The sequence below is a fragment of the Bradyrhizobium sp. 191 genome (genome assembly GCF_023100985.1).
In the GTDB taxonomy this organism is placed as follows: Bacteria; Pseudomonadota; Alphaproteobacteria; order Rhizobiales; family Xanthobacteraceae; genus Bradyrhizobium; species Bradyrhizobium diversitatis.
Window position 1 is genome coordinate 5,755,100 of the sequence record NZ_CP064692.1, and the last position, 25,301, is coordinate 5,780,400.

Annotated in this window: 21 protein-coding genes; 10 read left to right on the forward strand and 11 right to left on the reverse strand. The window is 65.5% G+C overall.

Going from position 1 to position 25,301, the window contains the following annotated elements:
* Positions 1 to 9 precede the first annotated feature (9 nt).
* Positions 10 to 1,146, reverse strand: a complete 1,137-nt coding sequence (locus IVB23_RS26860) for a GGDEF domain-containing protein (RefSeq protein WP_247800606.1) — start codon at positions 1,144 to 1,146, stop codon at positions 10 to 12.
* 174 nt (positions 1,147 to 1,320) lie between these two features.
* Between IVB23_RS26860 and IVB23_RS26865 the strand changes: the two genes are divergently transcribed.
* From IVB23_RS26865 to IVB23_RS26875, 3 genes are all read left to right on the forward strand, one after another.
* Positions 1,321 to 2,196, forward strand: a complete 876-nt coding sequence (locus tag IVB23_RS26865; protein ID WP_247800607.1) for a dihydrodipicolinate synthase family protein — start codon at positions 1,321 to 1,323, stop codon at positions 2,194 to 2,196.
* Between the two features lie 171 nt (positions 2,197 to 2,367).
* Positions 2,368 to 3,468, forward strand: a complete 1,101-nt coding sequence (locus IVB23_RS26870) for a trypsin-like peptidase domain-containing protein (protein WP_247800608.1) — start codon at positions 2,368 to 2,370, stop codon at positions 3,466 to 3,468.
* A 126-nt stretch (positions 3,469 to 3,594) separates the two neighbouring features.
* Positions 3,595 to 5,919 carry a xanthine dehydrogenase family protein molybdopterin-binding subunit gene (locus IVB23_RS26875; RefSeq protein ID WP_247800609.1) on the forward strand — a complete coding sequence of 775 codons (2,325 nt, stop codon included), beginning with the start codon at positions 3,595 to 3,597 and terminating at the stop codon, positions 5,917 to 5,919.
* 251 nt (positions 5,920 to 6,170) lie between these two features.
* Here the strand turns inward: IVB23_RS26875 and IVB23_RS26880 are convergent, their stop codons facing one another.
* From IVB23_RS26880 to IVB23_RS26890, 3 genes are read right to left on the reverse strand one after another with little or no spacing between them, the layout of a single operon-like run.
* A complete protein-coding gene (locus IVB23_RS26880; protein ID WP_247800610.1) occupies positions 6,171 to 7,367 on the reverse strand; it encodes an acyl-CoA dehydrogenase family protein in 1,197 nt (398 codons plus the stop codon).
* 15 nt (positions 7,368 to 7,382) lie between these two features.
* Positions 7,383 to 8,531, reverse strand: coding sequence for an acyl-CoA dehydrogenase (locus tag IVB23_RS26885; RefSeq protein WP_247800611.1), 1,149 nt, complete (start codon positions 8,529 to 8,531; stop codon positions 7,383 to 7,385).
* A 5-nt stretch (positions 8,532 to 8,536) separates the two neighbouring features.
* Positions 8,537 to 9,391, reverse strand: a complete 855-nt coding sequence (locus tag IVB23_RS26890; RefSeq protein ID WP_247800612.1) for an enoyl-CoA hydratase — start codon at positions 9,389 to 9,391, stop codon at positions 8,537 to 8,539.
* Between the two features lie 255 nt (positions 9,392 to 9,646).
* Between IVB23_RS26890 and IVB23_RS26895 the strand changes: the two genes are divergently transcribed.
* The 6 genes from IVB23_RS26895 to IVB23_RS26920 all read left to right on the forward strand — a co-directional run bounded on the left by IVB23_RS26895 (position 9,647) and on the right by IVB23_RS26920 (position 14,927).
* Positions 9,647 to 10,255, forward strand: coding sequence for a LemA family protein (locus IVB23_RS26895; protein ID WP_061878947.1), 609 nt, complete (start codon positions 9,647 to 9,649; stop codon positions 10,253 to 10,255).
* 132 nt (positions 10,256 to 10,387) lie between these two features.
* Complete coding sequence (locus tag IVB23_RS26900) at positions 10,388 to 11,302, forward strand: YgcG family protein (protein ID WP_247800613.1); 915 nt, start codon at positions 10,388 to 10,390, stop codon at positions 11,300 to 11,302.
* Between the two features lie 5 nt (positions 11,303 to 11,307).
* On the forward strand, positions 11,308 to 11,805 hold the full coding sequence (locus IVB23_RS26905) for a TPM domain-containing protein (protein WP_247800614.1): 498 nt from the start codon (positions 11,308 to 11,310) through the stop codon (positions 11,803 to 11,805).
* A 327-nt stretch (positions 11,806 to 12,132) separates the two neighbouring features.
* Positions 12,133 to 13,095, forward strand: a complete 963-nt coding sequence (locus tag IVB23_RS26910) for a hypothetical protein (protein WP_247804969.1) — start codon at positions 12,133 to 12,135, stop codon at positions 13,093 to 13,095.
* A 92-nt stretch (positions 13,096 to 13,187) separates the two neighbouring features.
* Positions 13,188 to 14,738, forward strand: a complete 1,551-nt coding sequence (locus tag IVB23_RS26915) for a hypothetical protein (RefSeq protein WP_247800615.1) — start codon at positions 13,188 to 13,190, stop codon at positions 14,736 to 14,738.
* 24 nt (positions 14,739 to 14,762) lie between these two features.
* Positions 14,763 to 14,927: a hypothetical protein gene (locus IVB23_RS26920; protein ID WP_165935865.1), complete on the forward strand. Its 165-nt coding sequence runs from the start codon at positions 14,763 to 14,765 to the stop codon at positions 14,925 to 14,927.
* A 146-nt stretch (positions 14,928 to 15,073) separates the two neighbouring features.
* Here the strand turns inward: IVB23_RS26920 and IVB23_RS26925 are convergent, their stop codons facing one another.
* The 3 genes from IVB23_RS26925 to putA form a co-directional block, all read right to left on the reverse strand.
* A complete protein-coding gene (locus IVB23_RS26925; RefSeq protein ID WP_247800616.1) occupies positions 15,074 to 15,721 on the reverse strand; it encodes a glutathione S-transferase family protein in 648 nt (215 codons plus the stop codon).
* 318 nt (positions 15,722 to 16,039) lie between these two features.
* Positions 16,040 to 17,245, reverse strand: coding sequence for a CoA transferase (locus IVB23_RS26930; protein ID WP_247800617.1), 1,206 nt, complete (start codon positions 17,243 to 17,245; stop codon positions 16,040 to 16,042).
* A gap of 116 nt (positions 17,246 to 17,361) precedes the next feature.
* Positions 17,362 to 20,373, reverse strand: coding sequence for a bifunctional proline dehydrogenase/L-glutamate gamma-semialdehyde dehydrogenase PutA (gene putA / locus IVB23_RS26935; protein WP_247800618.1), 3,012 nt, complete (start codon positions 20,371 to 20,373; stop codon positions 17,362 to 17,364).
* Positions 20,374 to 20,487: 114 nt separating this feature from the next.
* On the opposite strand from putA, the gene IVB23_RS26940 reads away from it, so the two are divergent.
* Positions 20,488 to 20,949, forward strand: a complete 462-nt coding sequence (locus tag IVB23_RS26940; protein ID WP_028182007.1) for an Lrp/AsnC ligand binding domain-containing protein — start codon at positions 20,488 to 20,490, stop codon at positions 20,947 to 20,949.
* A gap of 168 nt (positions 20,950 to 21,117) precedes the next feature.
* Here the strand turns inward: IVB23_RS26940 and IVB23_RS26945 are convergent, their stop codons facing one another.
* The 4 genes from IVB23_RS26945 to IVB23_RS26960 all read right to left on the reverse strand — a co-directional run bounded on the left by IVB23_RS26945 (position 21,118) and on the right by IVB23_RS26960 (position 25,101).
* Positions 21,118 to 21,318, reverse strand: a complete 201-nt coding sequence (locus IVB23_RS26945; RefSeq protein ID WP_008563500.1) for a cold-shock protein — start codon at positions 21,316 to 21,318, stop codon at positions 21,118 to 21,120.
* 206 nt (positions 21,319 to 21,524) lie between these two features.
* The gene (locus IVB23_RS26950) at positions 21,525 to 21,833 is read right to left on the reverse strand and encodes a hypothetical protein (protein WP_061878995.1); all 309 of its coding nucleotides are present in this window, start codon (positions 21,831 to 21,833) and stop codon (positions 21,525 to 21,527) included.
* 12 nt (positions 21,834 to 21,845) lie between these two features.
* A complete protein-coding gene (locus tag IVB23_RS26955; protein WP_247800619.1) occupies positions 21,846 to 23,045 on the reverse strand; it encodes a molybdopterin-dependent oxidoreductase in 1,200 nt (399 codons plus the stop codon).
* Positions 23,046 to 23,367: 322 nt separating this feature from the next.
* Entirely contained in the window at positions 23,368 to 25,101 is a 1,734-nt protein-coding gene (locus tag IVB23_RS26960) for an adenylate/guanylate cyclase domain-containing protein (protein WP_247800620.1), read from the reverse strand.
* Positions 25,102 to 25,301 lie beyond the last annotated feature (200 nt).

Sequence of the window (25,301 nt, forward strand, 5' to 3'; positions counted from 1 at the left end):
GCGGCAGCTTCAGCCCGCTGCGCGTTCCAGCTCGGCGCCCTCATCCGACCAAGCGCAACGGCCGCCTCCGGCACGTTTCGCCGTATAGAGCGCACGATCGACCCTCTCCATGAGCTGCGACGTTGAGCCGGCGGTGGCCGCATCAGCGCTGACCAGAATGCCGGCGCTTGCGCCGATGCGGACCGGAATGTCCGTAAGCAAGAACGGCATCGAGAGATCGCGAATGGCCTGGCGGGCCAGCGCGAGCGCTTGGTTACAGCCGGCATCGCCTGAAGCAACCGGTTTGAGCATCATGAACTCATCGCCGCCGAACCGTGCGGCTATGCCTGGATTGCCGATGCAGACCGACAGCCGCTCTGCGACCTGGCGCAACAGATCGTCGCCGACGTGATGGCCGTGGCGGTCGTTGACCGGCTTGAAGCCGTCGAGATCGATGGCGATGATGGCGAAGTTTCCGCGGGTCTCCGCCAGCGCCTGGAAGAACGCGGCGCGGTTCGGCAATCCCGTCAGGAAATCGTGGGTCGCCTGGCGCGCCAGCCGGTGCTTTGCTTCGAGCCGCTCGACGAAGGCGGCGCTGAGATGTTTCGACGCCTCACGCAATGTGAGCCAGAAGAACACCAGCATGATCGCGCCGAGCTTGTAGGCGAACTCGGGATGTAGCAGGCCGGCCAGGATGGTCGGCATCAACAGCACTGCGGCGGTGGTCAGGATGATCCAGGGTCGGATCGCCGCGCGCGAGACCATGCCAACGCAGAAGGACATCGAAAGGCCGAACGCGATCCAGGCGCCGGGTCCGTCGTCGAGCTCGAGCGCGCGATACGACAACATGCCCAGCGCAAGGCCGAAGGCGGACGCGCCGGCGCCGTAAAGCCCTTCCCAGCGGATCACGTCGGCATCGGAGAATTGCGTCGCGCGCGACTTGTAGCGGAACAGGGATGCGATCCGGACTGCGGCCGTGATGGAGATGAAGACCGAGATCACCGCATAGCCGGTATCGCCGCTCATGAGCGTCAGCGTGGCTGCACCGGTCACCGACGTGACGCCAATGGCGGACACCTGCGGAAGCGACGTGTACAGGAGATCCACGAGTTCGCGCCGGATGCGCGGATCGGGATGCAGGAATCTGGACAACATTGTCAGAGTCATGGCCGGCACCATCTCTGCTTGTTCCTAATAAGGGGTAGGGAAGGGACACGGGATGATCGTTGCTGCGCAACGTCCTTAAAAAGTCGTCAATGCACAGGCTTGCTGGCGATTTTGCCCCGTGTTAGCAGCGATCGAGGCGCGCCATGGCGGCCTGATGTCCCGAATGCACCTGACATGTCCGAATTCCACGGTGTCTTTCCCTATCTCGTCTCGCCCATCGATGCCGACGGCACGGTGCGGACCAATGTGCTGGCAAAACTCTGCGACGACCTGATCGGCGCCGGCGTGCACGGCCTGACGCCGCTGGGCTCGACCGGAGAATTCGCCTACCTCAACGCCGAGCAACGCACGGCGATCGTGCAGACCACGATCGAGGCCGCGCAGGGCCGCGTGCCCGTCGTTGCCGGCGTCGCCTCCACCTCGACGGCGGATGCGGTGGCGCAGGCAAGGGCCTGCCAGAGGCTCGGCGCCGCTGGCATCCTGGCAATCCTGGAAGCCTATTTCCCGCTCACTGACGCCCAGGTCGAATCCTACTTCCGCGCCATCGCTGAAGCCGTGGACATCCCCGTCGTCATCTACACCAATCCGCAATTTCAGCGTTCCGATCTCACCCTCGACGTCATTGCGCGCCTCGCCGAACATCCGCGCATCGGCTACATCAAGGATGCTTCGACCAACACCGGCCGGCTGCTCTCGATCATGAACCGCTGCGGCGATGCCTTGCAGGTCTTCTCCGCCTCGGCTCATATCCCCGCCGCAGTGATGCTGATCGGCGGCCGCGGCTGGATGGCGGGCCCGGCCTGCATCATCCCGCGCCAGAGCGTCGCGCTGTACGACCTCTGCAGGGCCGGCCGCTGGGACGAGGCCATGGCGCTGCAGCGCCGGCTGTGGCGCATCAACGAAGCCTTCGCCCGCTACAACCTCGCCGCTTGCATCAAGACGGGGCTTTCGATCCAGGGCTACGACGTCGGCGATCCCGTCCCGCCGCAGGCGCCGCTCACGGCCGAGGCAAGGAAGGTCGTGGAAATGGCGCTGCGCGAGCTGACCTAGCTGTTTGGCACGCGGCAATATGCCCCGGCACCCGTGCATCAGCCAGAAAAGCCCTTACCTCCGCAACCGGGAAACTTCCGTTCGTTTGCGACGTTGCTGCGTGAGCCGGAACTGTCGCCCCATGCATATGTATCCCAAGGCCGTATTCAGCACTGGAGACGGTGGTCACCGATGAATCGTCCCTATGCGATTGCCGCGGCAGCCTTCGCCGCCCTGCTGCTTGCCGTCACTGCCGCGAAGATCCTGCATGTCCCGATGCTGCATGTCCCATGGGCGGCGCCCTCCGCACGCGCGGTCGAGCAGCGCGGTCCGCTGTCCGATGGCGAGAAGGCGACCATCGAGATCTTCGAGCGCGTGTCTCCTTCGGTCGTCCAGGTGGCGGTGAAATCCGCGGCCAATCCCCTCATGGGTGAGGAAGGCCAGGGCGGCTCGTCCGGCACGGGATTCGTATGGGATCGCGACGGGCATCTCGTGACGAACAATCACGTCGTCGCCAGTGGCGGCGACATCGCCGTGCGCTTTGCCTCGGGAGAGGTGGCCGAGGTCGACCTCGTCGGCACGGCTCCCAATTACGATCTCGCCGTGCTGCGGATTCGCAGCGTGCGCGAGCTTCCGCCGCCGGTGGCTCTCGGCAGTTCGAGCGACCTGAAGGTCGGGCAATCCGCCTTCGCGATCGGCAATCCCTTCGGACTGGATCAATCGATGACGAGCGGCATTATCAGCGCGCTCAAGCGCAGGCTTCCGACCCATGGCGGCCGGGAGATTGCCAACGTCATTCAGACCGATGCCGCGATCAACCCCGGCAATTCGGGCGGACCGTTGCTCGACTCCGCCGGCCGGCTGATCGGCGTCACCACGGCGATCATCTCGCCGTCCGGTTCGAACGCCGGCATCGGCTTTGCGGTCCCGGTCGACGTCGTGAACCGGATTGTGCCCGAGCTCATTCACAGCGGTCGCGTGCCGACACCCGGCATTGGCATCGTGGCCGCCGGCGAGGATGTTTCGACCCGGCTTGGCGTCGAAGGGGTGATCGTGGTGCGGACGGCCCCCGGCAGCCCTGCCGAGCGCGCGGGGATCCGCGGTGTCAATTTTTCGACCGGAGCGGTCGGAGACATCATCACCGCGGTCGAGGGCAAGCCGGTGCGGCGCCTCTCCGACCTGACCGATGCGCTCGAGCAGGCCGGCGCCGGGAAGACCGTTCGCCTCACTGTCAAGCGGGGCTCGGACACCCGTGACGTGAATCTAGGCATCATCGACATCGATAGGTCCTAGCCGGCCGATCCGCGCCAGCAAAGGGGCTCTGACGCGCATTGCAGATGTGCCAGGGCTCGGTTGTCTGGCCCGCAAAATCGGTTAAAACCGCCGCGGTCGTTTTCCGGATTTCGAGGACATAACGGAATGAACATTCTTCCCGGCAATTTGCGTTTCGGAGCGGGCCAGCCCGTCAAGCGTTTGGAAGACCAGAGGCTGCTCACCGGGAAGGGGCAATTCATCGACGACAAGCCGGAGGACGGCGCGCTGTGGCTGCACGTGCTGCGCTCGCCGCACGCCCACGCGAAGATCGTCTCGATCGACACCAGCGCCGCGGCCGGAATGCCCGGCGTCACCGCAATCTACACCGGCGCCGACCTCGTCAAGGACGACGTCGGTAGCATCCCGACGCTGAACATCTTCAAGCGCCCCGACGGCAAGCCGATGACGGTGCCGCCGCGCCGGCTGCTCGCCCACGAGGTCGTGCGCCATGCCGGCGAGGCCGTGGCCGCAGTGGTGGCCTCGTCGCGGGTCGAGGCGCAGAGCGCCGCCGAAGCGATCGTCGTCGAATACGACGTTCAGCCCGCGGTGGTCGATCCCGTCGAGGCCGTGAAGCCCGGCGCGCCCGTGGTGTGGCCGGAGGCGCCCGACAACATCGTCGGCGCCATGAGCTATGGCGATGCCGCCAAGGTGGACGAGGCCTTCGCCACGGCCGCGCACACCGTCGAGCTCGATCTCGTCAGTCAGCGCCTCGTGCCTTCCGCGATGGAGCCGCGCTCGACCATTGCCGAGATCGACAAGAAGTCCGGCCGTCTCCTGCTGCATGTGCAGTCGCAGACGCCGGCGTCGACCCGCGACGTGCTGGCGGAAGCCGTGCTGAAGCGTCCGAAGGACAGCGTCCGCGTGCTGGTCGGCGACATCGGCGGCGGTTTTGGCCAGAAGACCAACCTCTATCCGGAGGACGGCATCGTCGCCTATGCCGCGACCAAGCTGAACAAGAAGATCCGCTGGCGCGGCGACCGCACCGACGAATTCGTCGGCGGCACCCATGGCCGCGATCTCACCTCCACGGCGTCCTTCGCGCTGGACGAGAAGGGCAAGGTGCTGGCCTATCGCGTCAAGTCGATCGGCTGCACCGGCGCGTACTCTTCGGGTGCGGCGAACATCATCCCGCTGGTGCTCGGGCCCTTCGTGCAGACCGGCGTCTACGATCTGCCGCTGGTGCATTTCGAGGTGAAGTCGGTGATGACCCATACCGCGCCGGTCGGCGCCTATCGCGGCGCGGGGCGGCCCGAGGCTGTCTTCATCGTCGAGCGCCTGTTCGACGCTGCTGCGCGAAAAATCGGCATGGATCCGCGCGCGGTCCGCAAGGCCAACTACATCAAGCCGGCGCAGCTGCCATACACGAATGCGGCGGGCCAGGTTTACGACTCCGGCGCCTTCGCGCACATGCTCGATCGGGCCGTGAAGCTCGCCGACTGGGACGGCTTTGCCGCGCGCAAGAAGGCGGCGAAGAAGAAGGGCCTGCTCTACGGCCGCGGACTGACCTCTTACATCGAGTGGACCGGCGGCCGCGCGCACACCGAGAAGGTCAGCCTGCACGCGACCTCGCAAGGGCGCGTCGTGCTGCATTCCGGCACCATGGCGATGGGGCAGGGCTTGCAGACCACCTACACGCAGATGATCTCCGACACGCTCGGCATTCCCATGGACAAGATCGACGTGGTCCAGGGCGACACCGATCTCGCCATGGGCTTCGGCAGCGTCGGCTCGCGCTCGCTGTTCGTCGGCGGGACGGCGGTCGCGGTTTCCTCCAATGATCTGATCCAGAAGGCGCGCGAGAAGGCGGCCAACGTGCTGGAGACCTCGGTCGAGGACATCGAGTATCAGGGCGGCATGCTCACCGTGGTCGGCACGGACCGTCGCATCAGCCTGTTCGATCTCGCCGAGAAGGAAAACGGCGCCAGGCTCAGCGTCGATTCCGAAGGTGAGGTCGATGGTCCGAGCTGGCCGAACGGCACGCATATCTGCGAGGTAGAGATCGACCCCGAGACCGGCGTCTCCAAGGTCGTGCGCTACACCACGGTCGACGACGTCGGCGTCGCCGTGAACCCGATGCTGGTCACCGGCCAAATCCATGGCGGCGTGGCGCAGGGCATCGGCCAGGCGCTGTACGAAGGCGTGTCCTATGATGCCGACGGCCAGCTCCTTACCGCCAGCTATCAGGACTACTGCATCCCGCGCGCCGACGACGTCCCGCCGATTGTGGTGACGCTCGACGACACCGCGCCCTGCCGAACCAATCCGCTCGGCGCCAAGGGCTGCGGCGAATCCGGCGCCATCGGCGGCCCGCCCTGCGTCACCAACGGCGTCATGGACGCGCTCGCCGAGCTCGGCATCACCCAGCTCAACACGCCGCTGACCCCGCAGAAGATCTGGCAGGCGATCCGGGACGCGAAGGCGGCGGGTTAGCGTCGAGTTATCGCGCTGGCTGCTGCCACATCCTCCGCTGTCGTCCCGGACAAGCGCGCCAAAAGCGCGCGCCGATCCGGGATCCATAACCACAGGGAGTGGTTGTCGCGCGGAGTGATCAGTCCGAGTCCCCGTAACCACATCTTCCTGTGGTTATGGGTCCCGGATCTGCGCTCCGCCCTGGACAACGCTACGCGTTGCGAAGAGCTGCGCTTGTCCGGGACGACGCCGAGTGTGTAGCGTCAGCCCGGCTAAATCCCCAGCATCATCTTCGCGATGATGTCGCGCTGGATTTCCGACGTGCCGCCGAAGATGGTATAGGCGCGGCCGTTGAGATATTCCGGCATCACCGTCAGCATCTCCTCGGGCGTCGCCGGCTCGTGGTTGAGCTTGTAGAGCGGGCGCATCGGCTCGACGGCGAGGGCGTCGTGGCCGATCACGTCGGCGCCCAGCCGCGTCACGGCCTGGCGGATCTCGCTATTGCGCAGCTTCAGGATCGACGACACCGCGCCGGGATTCTGCCCGGTCTGCAGCGCCGAGAGCACGCGCAGCTCGGTCATCTCCAGCGCGTCGATGTCGACCTCGACCTCGGAGATGCGCGTTGCGATGTCGGGGCTGTCGATGGCGCGGCCCGTGAGGTCGGACTCGGCGAGATCCGCGATCGCCTTCAATCCCTCGCGCAGCTTGGCCGAGGCGATGCCCGCGCCGCGTTCGAACTCGAGCAGATATTTGCCGTAGGTCCAGCCCTTGCCTTCCTCGCCGACGCGGTTGGCGACCGGCACGCGCACGTCGTCGAAGAACACCTGGTTGACCTCGTGGTCGCCGCCGATGGTCAGGATCGGGCGCGTGGTGATGCCCGGCGTCTTCATGTCGATCAGGATGAAGCTGATGCCGTCCTGCTGCCGCGGCCCATCGCTGGTGCGCACCAGCGCGAACATGCGGTTGGCGTGGTGGGCATGCGTGGTCCAGATCTTGGTGCCGTTGATGATGTAGTCGTCGCCGTCGCGCACCGCGCAGGTCTTCAGCGAGGCGAGATCGGAACCGGAGCCCGGCTCGGAATAGCCCTGGCACCAATAGTCCTCGCCGGAGAGGATGCGAGGCAGGTAGAAGTTCTTCTGCTCGGGGCTGCCGAAGCCGATGATGACGGGACCGACCATCTTCACGCCCATCACGTTGACATTGGGCACGCCGGCGCGCGCGCATTCGGTCTCGAAAATCCAGCGCTGTGCCGGCGTCCAGTCCGGCCCGCCATGTTCGACAGGCCAGCCAGGAGCCCCCCAGCCCTGGCGGTGCAACGCGCGTTGCCAGGCCATGCCGATATCGGGGTCGGAGAACACCGACGGCGTCAGCGCCGTCGCGCGCTTCGTCTCGTCGGTGAGGTTCTTGGCAATGAAGCCGCGCACCTCGTCCTGGAAGGCACGCTCCTCGGCATTGAACGAGAGATCCATGATGCGCTCCTTGTGTCAGGCCGGGACGGCCCTGCGGCTCAGCTCGGCGTGGCGGCCGTAGTGATGGGCGCTGCCGCCGAACAGCGTGTCGAAGGCGACGAGCCGCTTGAAATAGGCGCCGACCTCGAGCTCCTCGGTGACGCCCATGCCGCCATGGAGCTGGATCGACTGCTCGCCGATGAAGCGCGCGCATCTGCCGATCTTCGCTTTCGCGCCCGATGCAGCCCGGGCACGCTCGATCGGCGCAGCATCCACCTTCAATGCTGCTCGCAGCGCCATCGAGCGGGCCTCGTCGACCTGCATCGCCATGTCGGCGAGGCGGTGGCGGATCACCTGGTTGGCGGAAAGCGGCCGGCCGAACTGCTTTCGGATCTTGGTGTATTCCAGCGTCGTGTCCAGCAGCGTCTGCATGATGCCGACGGCTTCCGCACCCAATGCTGCCATGGCGCGGTCGACGGCCCATTCGATCGCCGGCAGAGCATCGCTGCCGTCACCGAGCAGCACGTCTTCCGGCAGATGCAAGTCGAACAGCTCGATGTTGCAGGCACGTCCGCCGCCAAGACGCGGATAGTCGCTGATGACAAGGCCTGGCGTCGTCGCCTGCACGAGGAACAGGCCGATCCGCCCCGACGGCCCTCGATGGTCATGGATATGCGCGGAGACGATGATCTGGTCGGCGGCGTGTCCGTCGAGCACGGCGACCTTGCTGCCGGCGAGGCGCCAGCCTTGCGCCGTCTTGTTGGCGCTGGTCGTGACCTTGGCAAGATCGAACCGGGTCGCGCGCTCGGAATGTGCAAAGGCAAGCTTCAGTGATCCATCCGCCACCTTGGGCAGGCTCGCCTGATTCTGCTCGATGGTGCCGCATCTCGCGATCAGCGCCGCGCCTAGCACCGCGGTTGCGACATAGGGCTCCGACACCAGCCCGCGACCGAAGGCTTCCATCAAGATGCCGATCTCGACCGCGCCGCCGCCGAGCCCGCCGAACTCCTCGGGAAGCGGCAGCGCCAGCCAGCCGAGCTCGGCGAATTGTTTCCACACCGACGGGCTGAAGCCGAGCGGGTCGTTCGCCATCTTGCGGCGGTGATCGGCATCGTAGCTCTCGGCCACGAAGCGGTCCGCGCTTTCGCGCAGCAATCTTTGCTCGTCACTCAGATTGAGGTCCATCGCGTCTACTCCGCGGCCGCCGGCGGCTTGCGCACGGAGGGATGCAGTCCGGAGGGATCGACGATCATGCCGAACTCCTGGAGATTATGGGCGTGGCAGAGCTGGTGCAGTGCAAAAGCCTGGTCGATCGCCGCCGGCTGGCCCATCACGTCGACCGAACGATTCACCGCTTCCTTGGTCAGCTTCAGCGCGAAGGACGGTTTTGCCGCGATCCGGCGCGCCAGCTCGAGCACGCGCGAAGACAATTCCGCGCGCGGCACGACCTGGTTGACCATGCCGAGCTGGTGCGCTTCCTGCGCACTCCAGCTGTCGGCCGTGAACAGGAATTCCTTGGCCTTGCGCGGGCCGAGTTCCCAAGGGTGCACGAACCATTCGACGCCGCAGACGCCCATGGTGACGACGGGGTCGCAGAACTGCGCATCATCGCTGGCGACGATGAGGTCGCAGGCCCAGGCCAGCATCAGCCCGCCGGCGATGCACTTGCCATGCACCTCGGCGATGACAGGCTTGGCGAGATTGCGCCAGCGCCGCGTGATCTGGAGATATATTTCCTGCTCGCGCGCGAAGCGGCCATGGGCGCCGGCTTCGGCGAAACCGCCCCAATGTCCGATCGGCGGAAAATCGACGCCTGCGGCATTCTTGCCGCCCGCGCGCAGGTCATGGCCGGACGAGAAGTGCGGCCCATTGCCGGCGAGGATGATGACCTTGACCGCATCGTCCTGCACCGCCGCGTCGAAAGCGGCATTGAGATCGTATGTCATTTGCAGGTTCTGCGCATTGCGCGCCTCGGGCCGGTTCATCACGACCCGGATGATCGCCGGATCCGGCCTCTCCACGAGGATGGTCTCGAACGAGGACATGGCGTCTCCTCCGGCGTTTCCGCTTTTGTTTTGCCGGAGTTGACTATGTCGGCCTGCGATAGGCAAGAGGCTTGCGTCAGCCGGCTGGAGCTGCCGTGCGCAACTCTTGTCGCCGTCATTCCGGGGCGCGAAGCGAACCCGGAATCTCGAGATTCCGGGTTCGATGCTGCGCATCGCCCCGGAATGACGTTGGGAAGCTGGCGTCTCGCGTGCTCGATCTGGTAGTTTGCGCCGGATTCCACCGGGAGAAATTTGATGCGCAAGATCCTGACCGTGCTGGCGGCGCTGGCCTCGCTGAGCCTGACCAATTGCGGCTACAATGCGATCCAGAGTGAGGACGAGCAGATCAAGTCTGCCTGGTCCGAGGTCGTGAACCAGTATCAGCGCCGCGCCGATCTCGTGCCCAATCTCGTCAACTCGGTGAAGGGTTTTGCCCAGCAGGAAAAGGACGTCTTGCTCGGCGTCACCAACGCCCGGGCCAAGGTCGGCAGCATCCAGGCAACGCCGGAGGTGCTGAACGATCCCGCCGCGTTCCAGAAATTCCAGGCCGCGCAGGGCGAGCTCTCCAGCGCGCTGTCGCGACTGCTGGTCGTCACCGAGAACTACCCGCAGCTGAAGTCCGATGCCTTGTTCAAGGACCTGATGTCGCAGCTCGAGGGGACGGAGAACCGCATCACGGTGGCGCGCAACCGCTACATCAAGTCGGTGCAGGACTATAACGTCACCATCCGCTCGTTCCCGAGCAACCTCACGGCGATGATGTTCGGCTACAAGGAGAAGCCGAACTTCTCGGTCGAGAACGAGAAGGCGATCTCGACCGCGCCGAAGGTGGACTTCAACCCGGCCCCGGCGCCATCGAAGTAAGCGCGATCGGCCCCGATGCGCATCCCACCCACCACTGTCATTCCCCGCGAAAGCGGGGAATCCAGTACGCCGCGGCTTCTCCATAGTCCGCTGGTGTCTCTGGAATACTTTATCGCCGGGTCGAGCCGGACGATGACAGCGAGGTTGTGGTGGGCTTATTCGGCCTTCACCGCGCTTGTCCTCGCCATCACACTGCTTCTCGCCCTTGCGCTCCCCACCCACGCCGACGTCGCCGTCCCCCAGCTCACCGGCCGCGTGGTCGATCAAACCGGCACGCTTTCCGGCAGCGACATCGCCGCGCTGTCGCAGAAGCTGAGTGACTTCGAGAACCGCAAGGGCAGTCAGATCGCCGTTCTGATCGTCCCGACCACGCAGCCGGAGACGATCGAGCAATTCTCGATCCGGGTCGCGGAGGCCTGGAAGATCGGCCGCAAGAAGGTCGACGACGGCGCGATCCTCGTCGTCGCCAAGAACGACCGGCATTTGCGCATCGAGGTCGGCTATGGCCTCGAAGGTGCGCTGACCGACGTCACGTCAAGGCGCATCATCGACGAGGTCATCACACCGAAATTCAGGACCGGCGATTTTGCCGGCGGCATCTCCGACGGCGTCGATCGAATGATCCGGGTGATCGACGGCGAGCCGCTGCCGGTTCCCTCGCGCAGCGTCAACTTCGCCCACAATCTGGACGATCTCGCGCCGCTATTCATCGTGACGTTGTTCGCCTCGATCGGGGTTGGCGGATTCTTCCGGGCCGTGTTCGGGCGGCTGCTCGGCTCGCTGGCGGTCGGCGGCATCATCGCGGCGCTGACTTGGCTCATTCTCGGCTCCTTCGCACTCGCCATGGCGCTCGGCGCTCTCGGCTTCGTCATCGGCTTCGTCGCCGACCTGTTTTCGGCGATGGCGCCGGGCACCGGGCGCTCGCGCGGCGGCTCCTGGTCGAGCGGCTCATCGGGAGGCGGCTGGAGCAGCGGATCGTCGAGCAGCGGCGGCTTCAGCGGTGGCGGGGGCAGTTTCGGCGGCGGCGGCGCCTCGGGGAGCTGGTAGCGGTCATGAGCATCAAGCGCATTGCCAGGCATCTCGTGCAGCATCATTGGCGGGCGAAGCAGATTTTCCCGCAAGCCGTGCTCGATCGCGTCGAGCAGGCGATCAAGCGCGGCGAGGCCGCCCATTCCGGTCAGGTCCGCTTCGTCGTCGAAGGCGCGCTTGACGGCGCGCCGCTGTTCCGAAACCAGCCGGCGCGCGAGCGCGCACTCGACGTGTTCTCGTATTTGCGTATCTGGGATACCGCGCACAACAACGGCGTCCTGATCTATCTGCTGCTCGCCGACCGTGACGTCGAGATCGTCGCCGATCGCGGCATCGATGCGAAGGTCGGTGCCGAAGGGTGGGAGAGCATCTGCCGCGCAATGGAGGCCGAGTTCAGGTCGGGCCGGTTCGAGCGCGGCGTGGTCGGCGGCATCGAGGCGGTGTCGCGCGAGTTGGCGCGGCATTTCCCGCCGCAGGGCCCGCAATCGAACGAGCTGCCGGACGCGCCGGTGGTGATGTGACGGACTGTGATCTGGGACTGCAGGTGGTGGCCCCTCCGTCGTAGTGACGATGTGGAGGCAGCGGGCATTCGCTCCATCGCGGTTACCCTGAGGCTCGAGCGCGACGAGGCTCGAAGGGCGACGGCCCGGGCGTTGCGCCGCCGTTCATCTTCCCCCGGTTACAAATTGTTTCACACCCGCCACGCCGGTTCCATTTTCCCGGCCCAATTCGGCCCCGGATCAATTCCTAAAGTTTCGGTAAGCGGGTCCGAAGGTAAGGATTTCGCAAGCAATGAAAGTTACCAAAAGGTCAATCCAGACTGGAGTATTTGAGCCGTGAGCGAACCAATGCCCGACCAGGCCGCCCAGGATTCCGGTGCTGCCGACGCAGCGCCGCAGGCCCTCGCGGTTGCCGCCGGTATCGACGCCCCCTCGATCGCCCCCGACCACGAGGCGCCGCCCAAGCCGGATCCGGTCAAGACGGATGCTCCCAAAGTCGAGCCGCCGCGGATCGACGTGCCGAAACTCGAAGCGAAAGCCGAACCCGAGCCCGAGGCAAAGCCGGGCAAGCTGATCGTCATGGCGCCCTCGGACCGGTCCTGGGACCGCGAGGACTTCGCCCCCCATGTGAAGGCGGACGAGCCGCGCGAGACCGGCGGCAAGCGCCGCTTGTCTGCGATGGCCGCGGTGGTGGCGATCGCCGCCAGCGTCGGCGCAATCAGCGGGGCGCTTGCGACCGCCGGCATGATGCGTTTCGCCGCCCCGGCCCAGGCGCCGGTGCAGGTCGCCGACACCAGCGCGCTGGATGCTTCGGTCGCCCGGATCGATGCCGACCTTGTCGCGCTGAAGGCCAATGTCGAGCAGAGCTCGAAAACCGGCGTCAGCCAGTTCAACCGGACCAACGACCGCCTCGACAAGCTCGAGAAGGCGCAGGCCGAGCCGCTGGCCAAGATCGCAAAACTGTCCGAGACCGTCGATAAGCTCCGCGCCACGCCGCCCGCAGCGTCCGCGCAGGCTGCAGCAGCTCCTGCCAGGGAGACCACCGGCTCGATCGCGCCGACCCAGGTTGCGACCGCCGCCGCGGCACCGGCGCCTGCCGCGCCCAAGACCGAGGTCGGGCGTCTGCCGACGATCGAAGGCTGGAGGCTGCGCAATGCCAGCAATGGCGGTGCGCTGATCGAGGGCCGCGACGGGCTCTACGAGGTCTATCCCGGCGATCCCATCCCCGGCGTCGGCCGCGTCGATGCGATCCGTCGTCAGGACGGCCGCTGGGTGGTCGTCACCAGTAGGGGCCTCATCGTGTCGCGCTGAGCGTTCGCTACCGACTTTCAAAAAGGCGCTTCACCACCATGTGAGGCGCCTTTTTACTTGAATAGGCGTCCCTGCGCGGTGTTACCTGAGGCATGAGCCGCGCGTTGCGAATTCTCATTGCTGCCGCCGCATTGTTCGGCGGCGTCGCTTCGCTATTCGCGGCGGAGACTACTGCGCTGACGCGCGGCACTGCGATCACCGATCCCGATCTCCTGCGCAAGCTCGACCAGAACAATACGCTGACGATCTCGCGTCTGCTCTCGCCGGAGCGGAACACGGACGTCCCGCTCACGACCGACCTGATGTTCGCGTCGCTGCCCCAGCTGAAAGCGATTCCGCCGGCGATCGATGCGGAATTCGACCGCTACATCGCGCGGTACAAGGCGACATATCCGACCGAGACCATCGGCGTCGGCGAGGGCTTCGACGTGCAACTGTTCGACCTCGCCAACCTGAAATCGCGCGATACGCGATTCGTGCTGGCCGGGATCGTGAACCGCATGGACCGTGCCTATGTGTCGGACGAGTCCTGCGGCGAGATCCGGCTGATCTACCGTCTCGCACGTTTCGACGGCAGGCCGGATGGCGGCAAGACCGCAACGCGCTTGCCGATGACGTTCAATCTGGTGATGAAGGCGCGCGATCCGCGCCAGACGGATGCGAACGGCAAACCGGTCACCTGTGCCGAGGTCGCCCGGCGCTGGCTCGACAATGGCGACTGGCAAGGCCTGATCGGCAGTCGTATCCCCCCTTACGACGCCATGCTCGACCGCATCGAGACCAACATCCAGGTCTCGGTCGCGCCGAAATCGGCGCTGCACGATTTCCGCTCCGACTATCTGCTCAAGGTGTTCAAGTACGACGCTGCCACCAAGACGTTCGAGGAATCGACGCTGGAGAACCAGATCGATCGCGACAGGATCCTCGCCGACGATGCGCTCCGGCGCGACTTCAAGGCCTGGCTGCTCGCGCCCGATCATCTGCGCGAGTTCGATCGCGGCACCGTGCTGATCCCGGAGAAATTCCTCGCCAGGGCCGCGGTGGTGCCGACCCCCGCCGGCCTCGATGCCTCGGCGCTGCAGCCCGAGTTCGGCATGATGCAAGGAGAGGGACAAGCGGAAGGCAAAGGCGATCCCGTCTTCACTGACGGTGACGTGGTCAGCGCGTTGAAGCAGGCGGCGGCACGCGGTGCCGACATGCAGAACGTCCGCTCGGTCGCCGGTTTCCAGCGCCGTCTCAACGACGTCACCTGCGCCGGCTGCCACCAGACCCGCGGCATCGGCGGCTTTCATTTTCCTGGCGTCGATTGGCTCGCGGACAACCCGTCCAATTCCGCCATCGTGCCGGCTTCGCCGCATTTTTTCGGCGACCAGCTCCGCCGCCGCGACATTCTGACCGCGTTCGCCTCCGGCAAGCGGCCTGATTTCTCACGCGGATTTGCCAGCCGGCCGCAGACCCGCGGAGGTAAGGAACTCGCCGGTACCGAATATCAGGACGGCTGGGGCGCGCATTGTTCCCTGCAGGATGCGGGATCGGGAACGCCGGACAGGAGTTTTACGTCATGGAGCTGTGCTAGCGGTCTCACCTGTCAGGCTGCGGCGGCCTCGCGCCGCATCGGCATGTGCTTCATCAAGACACGTTAAACCAACAAGCGATTTGGATGACCCATGACAGATACCAGCGAGTCCACGAAGGAGCGCAATCGCGAGATCGCGCGCAATGAGGAAGCCAAGCAGGTCACCGGCAGCGTCCGCGTCAGCACCTGGGCGGTCGCGGCGGCTGTCATCATCGGCGGGATCCTGTTCACGCTCGGCTGGCTGTCGCTGCGGTAGCTTCGCTCTCTTTCGTCATGCCCGGGCTTGTCCCGGGCATCTACGTTCTCGTCCCCGCGCTCAAGATCGTGGATGGCCGGGACATAGGCGACGCCGTCCTTCGGACGGCTATGCCCGGCCATGATGGCGCCGAGGCTTTGGCTCCCTCACTTGGCGTAATTCGTCATACGCTTGCCCGGCAGCAGCTCATAGGCCGGCTTCCAGCCGGGCAACGCGGCCATGCGGCCGAGCCAGGCGTGGATGGCGGGATGGCTCGCCGTGAAATCGAAGCCGTGCTCGTCGCTCGGATAGTGCAGATAGGCCATCATCGAGATGTCGGCGACCGTCGGCCTTGCGCCGATCGCGAAGGCGTTGTGCTGGAGGTGTCCGTCGAGGATCCCGAGGAAATCCTCGAGCCGGCGGCGAAAATGCTTCAGCACCTGCGGATCGTTTTTCTCGGTGAAGGCGCGCATGAAGCGGTAGGTCGCCATGTAGCCGGTGAGCTTGTGGTTGTCCCAGAACAGCCAGCGCAGCAGCTCGAATTTCTCGTCGTCCGCTTCGGCGCCGAAACGGCCGTACTGATCGGCAAGCTTGAGCAGGAGAGGCGCGGTCTGGGTCATCTTCACGCCGTCGATCTCGAGCACGGGAATCTCGCCCATCTCGTTCACGGAATTGCGCCACTCCGCCGTGCGCGTGACGCCGCCGGCGAAATCGGTCCACACCGGCTCGAACGTCTCGCCGCAGAGCGTCAGCATCAGCGCCAGCTTGTAGCTGTTGCCGGATTCCGGGAAGTAGTGCAGGCGGTAGCTCGGCATGGGACCTCGCGAGGCGTGATGTTGCCCTAGGTTTGTAGCGGGATCGTCCGGCATCGTCATTGCGAGCGCAGCGAAGCAATCCAGCCATGCATCCGCGCGCGCGAGCTATTTCGCTATCGTCGTCCCGGACAAGCGCAGCTCTTGGCAACGCGTAGCGTTGTCCAGGGCGGAGCGCAGATCCGGGACCCATAATCACAGGGAAGTGTTTGGCGAAGACTCGGAGTGACCAGTCGTGCCCGATAACCACTCCCTGTGGTTATGGGTCCCGGGTTCGCGCTATGCGCGCCCCGGGACGACAGTGGGGCGCGAGGCGCCGCCTTACCCCACCGCTCCCGCCCCCCGCAGCGCCTTGATCGCCGCTTCGTCATATCCCGCGCCGCGCAAAATTTCGTCACTGTGCTCGCCGACGGCGGGCGGCTTGCGCGGCTGCACCTTCTTCGCGCCGTCGATCCATATCGGGCTGTTGATGGTGAGCATGGTGTCGTTCTCGAACGGCACCAGCACCTCGTTGTCGAGCATCTGCTTGTCGTTCGGGATGTCGTCGAGAATGGCAACGACGCCGAACACGAGGCCGTTGCCGTCGAGGATCTCCCGCCATTCGGCGAGATTCCTGGTGGCGAAAGTGTCGTCCAGGATCTTGATCAGCTCGACCGAGCGGGCGTGACGGTCGGCCTTGGTGGCGAAGCGGGGATCGTTGATCAAATCCTCGCGTCCGAGGCAGCGGGCCAGCGTCGGAAACTGCTTCTCCTCGCTCAGCAGCGACAGGATCAGCCAGCGGCCGTCCTTGCACTGATAATGATTGGCGACCGCGTTCAGCGCGCGCTCGCGCGGCCGCCGCTCGCCGAACTTGGAGCCGCAGAGCTTTGCCTGTGCCAGCACGCTCGCCGCCCACACCCCGTTCGCCATCAAATTGGAGGCGACGTGCGAGCCCTTGCCGGTCTTCTCGCGCTGATAGAGCGCGGTGACGATGGCGCCGTAGAACGCCATGGCGCAGGGATGATCGCCCATGCCGGCGACCGAACGCGCCGGGGTGGTGTCGGTGTCGGCGCGGACGAGGTCCATCAGGCCCGATCGCGCCCAATAGGCATTGCTGTCGAAACCGGGCTTGTTGGCTTCCTCGCCCTTCTCGCCATAGCCGGTGAAGGAGGCGTAGATCAGCCGGTCGTTCAGATGGGCGAGATGGTCGTAGGTGATGCCGAGCTTGGCGCGCACCGGCGGCGGCATGTTGGTGATGAAGACGTCGGCCTCCGCCACCAGCTTGTAGAGCACAGCCTGCGCTTCGCTCTTGGACAGGTCGAGCGCGATGCTCTTCTTGTTGCGGGCCTCCAGCAGCCAGGCGAAATTGTGCTCGCCGGTCGGATAGCCCGGCAGGTTCGGCAGATTGCGGTAGGGGTCCCCGGTGCCGGGCGGCTCGATCTTGATGACGTCGGCGCCGAAATCCGACAGCACGGTCGCAGCCGCGGGGGCTGCGATGAAGCTCGCGCAGTCCAGAACCTTCAGCCCCGCAAAAATGCCCTTGTCCATCGCGGCGTTGCTCCCTCGCTCTTGTCGTTTCCCGCGCGCTGGAATTGGCGCGGGCCAAGTCGTGGCAGCATTAGACCGATGTTTCCGCGGGATGCAACGGCGCCTGGCGCAGGGCCTCACTCCTCCCCCGCAAGCAGGGCAGCGTTGCCACCAGCCGCGGCGGTGTTGATCGTGACGGTCTGCTCGGTGGCGAAGCGCGACAGATAGTGCGGGCCGCCGGCCTTTGGGCCGGTTCCGGATAGGCCGTTGCCGCCGAAGGGCTGCACGCCGACCACGGCGCCGATCATGTTGCGATTGACGTAGATGTTGCCGACCTGGGCGCGGTCGATGATCGCCTCGATGGTGTCGTCGATGCGGGAATGGACGCCGAGGGTGAGCCCGTAGCCGGTGCGCTCGATCGCCTGCAGGACGCGTTCGAGGTTCTCGGCGCGATAGCGTACGACATGGAGGATCGGGCCAAACACCTCCTCGGTGAGCTGGCCGGGCTCCCTGAGCTCGAAGATGTGCGGCGCAACGAAGCGGCCGTCCGGTGCGTGGCCTGCAAAGTGCAGCCGTGCCTCGTGCTTCATCCGCGCGATATGCGCGTCGAGGCGCTGCTTGGCCTCCTCGTCGATGACCGGCCCGACATGGGTTGCGAGGTCAGCGGGATCGCCGATCTTCAACTCGCGCGCGGCGCCCGCGATCATCTCGATCATGCGGTCGGCGACGTCCTCCTGCACGAACAGCAGCCGCAGCGCCGAGCAGCGCTGGCCGGCGGAACGGAACGCGGAGGTGACGACGTCATCAGTGACCTGCTCGGGCAGCGCGGTGGCATCCGCGATCATCGCGTTGATGCCGCCGGTCTCCGCGATCAGCGGCACGATCGGCCCGTCCTTGGCGGCGAGAGTCCGGTTGATCAAGCGTGCCACCTCGGTCGAGCCGGTGAAGACCACGCCCGCAATGTCAGCGTGCGCGGCCAGCACGGCCCCGATGCGGCCATCGCCGGTGACGAGGTGCAGCGCGCTGTTGGGGATGCCCGCCTCGTGCAGCAGGGCCACGGCCTCGCGCGCGATGCGCGGCGTCTGCTCGGCGGGCTTTGCGACGACGCTGTTGCCGGCCATCAGCGCGGCCGTGACCTGCCCCAGGAAAATCGCCAGCGGAAAATTCCAAGGCGAGATCGCGACGAACACGCCGCGGCCGCGCAGGGCGAGCGCGTTGCTCTCGCCGGTCGGGCCCGGCATGGCAGCCTCGACCCCGAACAGCTTGCGGCCCTGCGCGGCGTAGTAGCGGCAGAAGTCGGCGGCCTCGCGCAGCTCCGACAGCGCGTCGTCAAGCGTCTTGCCGCCCTCGGCTTGCAGCAGCGCGATGAAGTGAGCGCCGCGGCTCTCCAGCAGGTGCGCGGCCTGCTCCAACGCCGCCGCGCGCCCACCTGCCGGCGTGCGGCTCCAGGCGGCAAAGCCGGCGCGTGCCGCGGCGACTGCCGCATTGGCCTGATCCGGCGAGGCTTCGGCGATCACCTCGAGGCGGGCCGTCTCGGCCCTGACGTCGGTCAGCAACCGGTCGAGCGCGGCGCGTTCGCCGAATTCGATGCCGCGCGAATTGCGCCGGTCCGACGCGAAGAGATCGCAGGGCAATGGGATTCTTGGATGGGCCGCCGCCTGCGGCCGGACGATGGCATCTGCCGGACGCTGCAACAGCGCCGACACCGGCACGCGATAGTCGGCGGCCTGCGCCACAAAGGACGAGTTCGCGCCGTTCTCGAGCAGCCGCCGCACCAGATAGGCGAGCAGATCACGATGGCTGCCGACCGGCGCGTAGGTGCGGTAGGCGATGTCCGGGTGATCTTTTGCCAGCTGCTCGTACAGCGCTTCGCCCATGCCATGCAGGCGCTGGAATTCGAAGCCGCCGCTGCCGGCGGCAAGCTCCAGCACGGTCGCGACCGTCAGCGCGTTGTGGGTGGCGAATTGCGGGAAGATGCGGGGCCGCAAGGCCAGCAGCTTCGTCGCGCAGGCGACGTAGTTCAGATCCGTCATCGCCTTGCGCGTGAACACGGGATAGCCGCCGAGCCCGCGCTCCTGCGCGCGCTTGATCTCGGTGTCCCAATAGGCCCCCTTGACCAGCCGCACCATCAGCTTGCGATCATGTGCGCGGGCAAGCGCATCGACATAATCGATCACCGCGCCGGCGCGCTTCTGATAGGCCTGGATGGCCAAGCCAAATCCGTCCCAGCCTCCGAGCGAGGGGTCGGCGAGCGTCGCCGCGATCACGTCGAGCGACAGCTCCAGACGGTCGGCCTCTTCCGCGTCGACGGTGAAGTTGAGGTCATGGGCCTTGGCGCGCTGGGCGAGGTCCAGCAGCAGCGGCACCAGTTCGGCCATCACGCGCTCGCGGCTGATCGCCTCGAAGCGCGGATGCAGCGCCGAGAGCTTGACCGAGATGCCGGGCCGGTCGGGCAAGGGATGGCTGCCTGCCGCCTTGCCGATCGTTTCAATGGCGCTGGCATAGGCGTCGAAGTAGCGCTTCGCATCCGCCGCCGTGCGCGCGCCTTCGCCGAGCATGTCGAAGGAATAGCGCGTCTTCTGGCCGGAGCGCGGCCGGCCCCGCTCCAGCGCCTGCTCGATGGTCTCGCCCAGCACGAAATGATTGCCCATCAGCCGCATCGCCTGGCGCGTGGCGGTACGCACGGCCGGTGCGCCGAGCCGCTTCACCAGCCGGCCGATGGTGCCGTCGGGCGTCTCGCCGGGCTGGATCACGCGCGCGGAGAGCCCGAGCGCCCAGGCCGAGGCGTTAACCAGGAACGCGGTGGACTTGGTCTCGTGGTGGATGAAGTCGCCTTCGCCGAGCTTGTCCTCGATGAACTGGTCGGCGGTGCGCGCGTCCGGCACGCGCAGCAGCGCCTCGGCCAGCACCATCAGCGCGAGCCCCTCTTTGGTCGAGAGCGCGAACTCCCGCAGCATGTCCTCGACCCCGCCAAGGTTACCTGCAAGCCGGTCGTCACGCTTGCGGATCGCCTCGATCAGCCGCGTCGCGCTGCGGTCGATCCGCGCCTCCTGTGGCGGGGACAGCTGCGACGCCGGCAAGAGACGCGCGGCGATCTCGGTGTCGTCGGAGGCGTAAGGAGCGGAGAAGGGAGGCGGGGAGTTCGGCATAACGTGTCCTGTGGCTGAATGACAGGATAAGGCCAACGTTACCGTAGTTCGATAGACAAATTAGCGGAATTGCCTTAGAAAATGAAGAAAATTCTGGATGTTAGCAGATATAATATGGAACTTGATCGAATCGACCGCAGAATCCTCTCGATTCTCCAGGAAGATGGGCGCATCGCCAATGTCGAGCTCGCCGAGCGCATTGGGCTGTCGCCAACGTCGATTGGCGAACGGCTGAAGCGCTTGCAGCGCGAGGGTTTTGTCGAGGGCTATGGTGCGCGGCTCAACCCGCACCGGCTCGGACTCGGCCTGTTGGTGTTCGTGGAGGTGCTGCTCGACAAGACCACGCCCGACAATTTCGAGCGCTTTGCACGCGCGGTGAAGCTCGCGCCCGAGGTGCTGGAGTGTCACATGGTTGCCGGCGGCTTCGACTATCTTGTGAAGGCGCGGCTTGCGGACATGGCCGCCTATCGACGCTTTCTCGGCGAGACCCTGCTGTCGATGCCGGGCGTGCGCGAGACGCGGACCTATGCGGTGATGGAGGAGATCAAGCGCGACGCACCGTTGCCGGTAGGCTGACGACATGCCGTCGCGATTGTCATTGCTGTGGCGTGGACAAGCGGTCTTCCAAGGAAAAATAACTATCCCCGTGCAATCGCAACGCCTGTCGTCGACTGCACTGGCCGTCTTCTAAATTTCTTGGCCCGGCTCCCGGATTAGTCCAGGAGGCAGCAAATGCTGGCGGGCTTATACTTTGAGGTTTTCTGCGGAGGTCTTGCCCCGGTTTGCGATCTCTTCGTATTCCACCGTCTGTCCCTCGTTGAGGGTCGACAGACCGGCTTTCTGCACTGCCGAGATATGCACGAACACATCCTTGCCCCCCGACGCAGGCTGGATAAATCCATAACCCTTCGTCGGGTTGAACCACTTGACCGTACCTTTAGCCATCACGACTTCTCCGCGGGTCTTCCTCCGAGATCGCGAACCGCCAGTCCCCGCCAACCGGCCGGTTCGGTCCTACAGGATACGCGGAATGTGGCAGGCTTGGTAGCTCAAACCACATCGGCATTTCGCTGAATTCCGCTCAACTTCGCGGCGTTTTTGCCGGTTTTGCCCGTTTCGCGGTCAAATGCCCGTACGCGTCCCCGCATTCGTCAATACGTCGCAGCCAGATAGTCGACGATCTTGCCGACATCGGCATCGTCGATCGGCGCGCCATAGACCTTGATCATCTTCGTCACCTCGGCCTGCCAGAAGCTCTTCTTGTCCTTCATCGGCGGCTGCGTGGCGATGTAGTCGGACGAGTGGCAGGCGCTGCAATTGCCCTGCACGACCTCCAGATTGGGACCGGGCTTGAAGGCGGCGACCTCGTCGGGAGTCTTGTAATTGACCGGCGCGGCAAGTGCCGAACCCGCCACGGCGGCGAGGGCGAGCATCACTGCGAGGAGAACGGTGCGCTGCATGATCATTCTCCTTCAGGCGACCGTCACGCGGACGGTTTCGACGACGTTGCGCAGATAACCCGCCGGATTCCAGCGTGGCGTGTCCGGCTGCGTCTCACCGCCATTGCCGGTGGCGCGCACCTTGAGCTCATGGCTGCCGGCGGCGAGCTTCACCGGCAGCTTCCATTCGCGGAAGGCGTATTTGCCGAGGTCCTTGCCGAGCCTTGCGCGGGTCCAGGTCTTGCCGCCATCGGTGGAGACCTCGACTTCCTTGATACCCTTGCCGCCGTCGAAGGCGATGCCGCGCAGGGTCACAGCTCCCGCCTTCAGCCTGGCGCCATCGGGGACGCTGGTGATGAAGGAACGGATGGTGAAGCGGTTGATCGGGATGGTCGCCTTCGGCGCGGTGCCCGGCTCGACCGCGTTGTCGGGCGTATCGGGAATGCGATAGGCCGACTTCATCCAGAAGCCGTCATAGACGTTGTCGATGACGGTGATCTCGTTGAGGTGCTTGACCCAGTAGGTACCGAAATAGCCAGGCACGATCAGGCGCAGCGGGAAGCCGTTGAGGAACGGCAGGTCCTCGCCGTTCATGCCATAGGCCAGCATCACCTCGCCGTCGGTGGCGTGATCGAGATCGAGCGCCTTGACGAAATCGGGCGTCTTGTCGCTGACCGGTCCGTCCATGCCGCCAAACGTCACCTGCTTGGCGCCACTCTGAACGCCGGCCATCGCCAGCACGGATTTCAGCGGTATGCCGCGCCAGCGCGCACAGCCCATCGCGCCGTTGGCGAGCTGGCCGCCGGCGACGCGCGGCTCGAAGAAACCGCGGCTGTTGCCGGAGCACTGGTTGACGGCGACGATCTCCGTCGCCTTCATCTTCCTGATGTCCTTCAGCGAAAGTTTCAGCGTCTTGTCGACCTTGCCCTTGACCTCGAGCGTGAACTTGTCGGGGTCGAGATCGTAAGGCAGGTCGGAGAGGTGATAGCGCACGAAGAACGCGTTGCTCGGCGTGATCGGGCCGTCGTTGAACACGGCAAACGGCGTCTCGAGCTGAGGCGGCCGGCTGGTCAGGCCGATCATCGGTCGCTTCTGCGGATATTTCACCAGCGGTCGTTCGCCATTGGCGAAGGGCAGGGTGACGGTGTCGAGCGCCAGCGCCTTGGTGGAGTTCAATGTAGCCGCAACGGCGGCAAGGCCCGCTCCTTTGAGCAGGTCGCGTCGGTCGAACATTCTGGTCTCCTCCCGGAGCTTTTGTTGGACCAGCGGTCATCACCGCGATCCTGCGCTCATCTGTCGCAACGATCTGGATGATGTCAATTGGTGCTTTCGCAGCAAGCCCATGCCGCTGTGTTGCAGCGGGCCGGTGTTACGTCTGTCATGAGATCGAGCTGACGCGGCGAAGGCAGTGCGCTCCCTCGCCCCGTTCTTACGGGGAGAGGGTTGGGGTGAGGGGCCTCTCTCCGCGAGTGAAATTGTCGTGAGACATGTACCCCCTCACCCGGATCGCAAGAGCGATCCGACCTCTCCCCGCAAGCGGGGAGAGGTGAAGACATCAGGCCGCGACGCGCTCGCTTCGATCGACCAGCGCCGTCAACGTCCTTGCATCCGCCACGACGCGCACCGCCATCGGCTCGTCGCGGCCGCGGATTGCGGCCTCCTGCTGCGGCAGGGCGTCGTCGGCGAGGTCCGCGGTGCGGAGGATTTCCTCCGAGACGATCGCCTCGCAGGCCAGGGTCTTGGTCATGTCCTGCAGGCGGGCGGCGACGTTGACGGCATCGCCCAGCGCCGTGAAGACGATGTGGTCGCGATAGCCGATGTCGCCAATGATGACCTCGCCGCCGTGGATGCCGATGCCGAAGCGGATCGGCTGGCGAAGATCGTGGCTCAGGAGCTCGTTGAGCTCATCGATATGCGTGGCGATTCCGGCGGCGGCCTTCAGCGCCTGCCGGCACGCGGTTTGCGGGTCCGCCGACAGCCCGAACAGCGCCAGCATGCCGTCGCCGACGAACTGGTTCGGCAGGCCGCCATTCTCGATGACGGCCTGCGAGACCGCACCGAGGAAGCGGTTGACGATGAAGACCGTGTCGAACGGCAGCCGCTTCTCGGCAAGCTGCGTCGAGCCGCGCATGTCCACGAACAGGCTGACGAGATAGCGCTCCTGGCCGATGCTGGCAGGCGTCGAAGCCTGCGCATTCGCGGAGACCGTGTGCGGTGTGAAGAGCTGGAAGAAGGAGAGGTCGGAGGTCGGCCGCAGCTGGCAGGCGAGCCTGATCGAGGGATCGGAAGTGCCGACGCGGGTGAGCACGAAGGCCTCGCGCGGCGATGGCTCGGGCAGGGCCTCATGATCACCGATGATGCGGATGCGGCAGGTCGAGCAGCGGGCGCGGCCGCCGCAGACGCTGGCATGCGGCACGTTGTGGCGCAGGCTCGCTTCCAGCACGGAGAGGCCTTTTGGCACGCGCACCGTCTTGCCGTTGCCGTAGGACAGCGCGATCATGCCGCCGCGCCGCTCGCGCAAGGCCCGCGCGCCGCGTGCCGCCAGCGCCAAGGCGAGCAATCCGAAATAGCCGGTGGTGAGGCCGCCCGCGATGCGGTCGAGTGTATTGCCTTCAGCGACCGTGCCGACCTGATCGCGGGTAAGGTTCTGGCTACGCCACTCTCGATCTTCGCTCTCGACGGCGACGCTGCGGCCGCCCTGATAGATGCCGAGCAGCGACAGCGTCGGGATCAGCACGGCGGCCGCGAGCAGATAGGGCGCCGCGCGCGTGAAGAACGGCTTCAGGCGAAGCCAGAAGAAAATGCCGATGCAGCCGTGCACCCATGCAATGAGGAGCAGGATCGTCATCTGCCAAAGCCGGCCCGGCGCTGCGACGAAGAACAGATAGAGCTCCTGCGGATAGAGCTTCTGATGATCGTACAGCGTGTAACCGAGCCGCACCCCGACCACGTGCCCCATGACCAGAGCGGGGATGCTCAGGCCCAGCACCAGCTGGAGCGGCTCGATCGTCCGCCAGCGGAACTGCCGGCGCTGATACAGGGCGTAGATGCCGAGGCCCATATGGGTGAGTGCAGCCGTGTAGAACACGATCGCGACGGGGAGGAACTGCCAGAACAGGGTATGATAGTAGACCCCGACCTCCATGGCATCCACCGAGATGTTGCCGAGCGCATGGTTGAGGAAATGGCTGACCACATAGGCGAACAGGATGATTCCGCAGATGAGCCGCAGTTGCCGGACGCCGGTGGCGCGGACGAGCTCGGGCATGTGTACGGGAGCGGTGGCCATGATTCGCTTGTATCAGTTCACCAAGGAGAACAGCCAGCGTAGCGTTTAATTCCCGATGTGGACAGGCTCGCCAATCACATGCGCGGCAGGGTTACGAAATCGTAGGGTGGGCGCGTCTAACCTCCGCTGTCGTCCCGGACAAGCGCGCCCAAAGCGCGCGCCGATCCGGGACCCATAATCACAGGGAGTAGTTGAGGGCA

Coding starts and splice junctions, on each gene's coding strand:
- IVB23_RS26860 (WP_247800606.1), bottom strand. CDS start 1,146: ATGACTCTGACAATGTTGTCCAGATTCCTGCATCCCGATCCGCGCATC.
- IVB23_RS26865 (WP_247800607.1), top strand. CDS start 1,321: ATGTCCGAATTCCACGGTGTCTTTCCCTATCTCGTCTCGCCCATCGAT.
- IVB23_RS26870 (WP_247800608.1), top strand. CDS start 2,368: ATGAATCGTCCCTATGCGATTGCCGCGGCAGCCTTCGCCGCCCTGCTG.
- IVB23_RS26875 (WP_247800609.1), top strand. CDS start 3,595: ATGAACATTCTTCCCGGCAATTTGCGTTTCGGAGCGGGCCAGCCCGTC.
- IVB23_RS26880 (WP_247800610.1), bottom strand. CDS start 7,367: ATGGATCTCTCGTTCAATGCCGAGGAGCGTGCCTTCCAGGACGAGGTG.
- IVB23_RS26885 (WP_247800611.1), bottom strand. CDS start 8,531: ATGGACCTCAATCTGAGTGACGAGCAAAGATTGCTGCGCGAAAGCGCG.
- IVB23_RS26890 (WP_247800612.1), bottom strand. CDS start 9,391: ATGTCCTCGTTCGAGACCATCCTCGTGGAGAGGCCGGATCCGGCGATC.
- IVB23_RS26895 (WP_061878947.1), top strand. CDS start 9,647: ATGCGCAAGATCCTGACCGTGCTGGCGGCGCTGGCCTCGCTGAGCCTG.
- IVB23_RS26900 (WP_247800613.1), top strand. CDS start 10,388: ATGACAGCGAGGTTGTGGTGGGCTTATTCGGCCTTCACCGCGCTTGTC.
- IVB23_RS26905 (WP_247800614.1), top strand. CDS start 11,308: ATGAGCATCAAGCGCATTGCCAGGCATCTCGTGCAGCATCATTGGCGG.
- IVB23_RS26910 (WP_247804969.1), top strand. CDS start 12,133: ATGCCCGACCAGGCCGCCCAGGATTCCGGTGCTGCCGACGCAGCGCCG.
- IVB23_RS26915 (WP_247800615.1), top strand. CDS start 13,188: ATGAGCCGCGCGTTGCGAATTCTCATTGCTGCCGCCGCATTGTTCGGC.
- IVB23_RS26920 (WP_165935865.1), top strand. CDS start 14,763: ATGACAGATACCAGCGAGTCCACGAAGGAGCGCAATCGCGAGATCGCG.
- IVB23_RS26925 (WP_247800616.1), bottom strand. CDS start 15,721: ATGCCGAGCTACCGCCTGCACTACTTCCCGGAATCCGGCAACAGCTAC.
- IVB23_RS26930 (WP_247800617.1), bottom strand. CDS start 17,245: ATGGACAAGGGCATTTTTGCGGGGCTGAAGGTTCTGGACTGCGCGAGC.
- putA (WP_247800618.1), bottom strand. CDS start 20,373: ATGCCGAACTCCCCGCCTCCCTTCTCCGCTCCTTACGCCTCCGACGAC.
- IVB23_RS26940 (WP_028182007.1), top strand. CDS start 20,488: ATGGAACTTGATCGAATCGACCGCAGAATCCTCTCGATTCTCCAGGAA.
- IVB23_RS26945 (WP_008563500.1), bottom strand. CDS start 21,318: ATGGCTAAAGGTACGGTCAAGTGGTTCAACCCGACGAAGGGTTATGGA.
- IVB23_RS26950 (WP_061878995.1), bottom strand. CDS start 21,833: ATGCAGCGCACCGTTCTCCTCGCAGTGATGCTCGCCCTCGCCGCCGTG.
- IVB23_RS26955 (WP_247800619.1), bottom strand. CDS start 23,045: ATGTTCGACCGACGCGACCTGCTCAAAGGAGCGGGCCTTGCCGCCGTT.
- IVB23_RS26960 (WP_247800620.1), bottom strand. CDS start 25,101: ATGGCCACCGCTCCCGTACACATGCCCGAGCTCGTCCGCGCCACCGGC.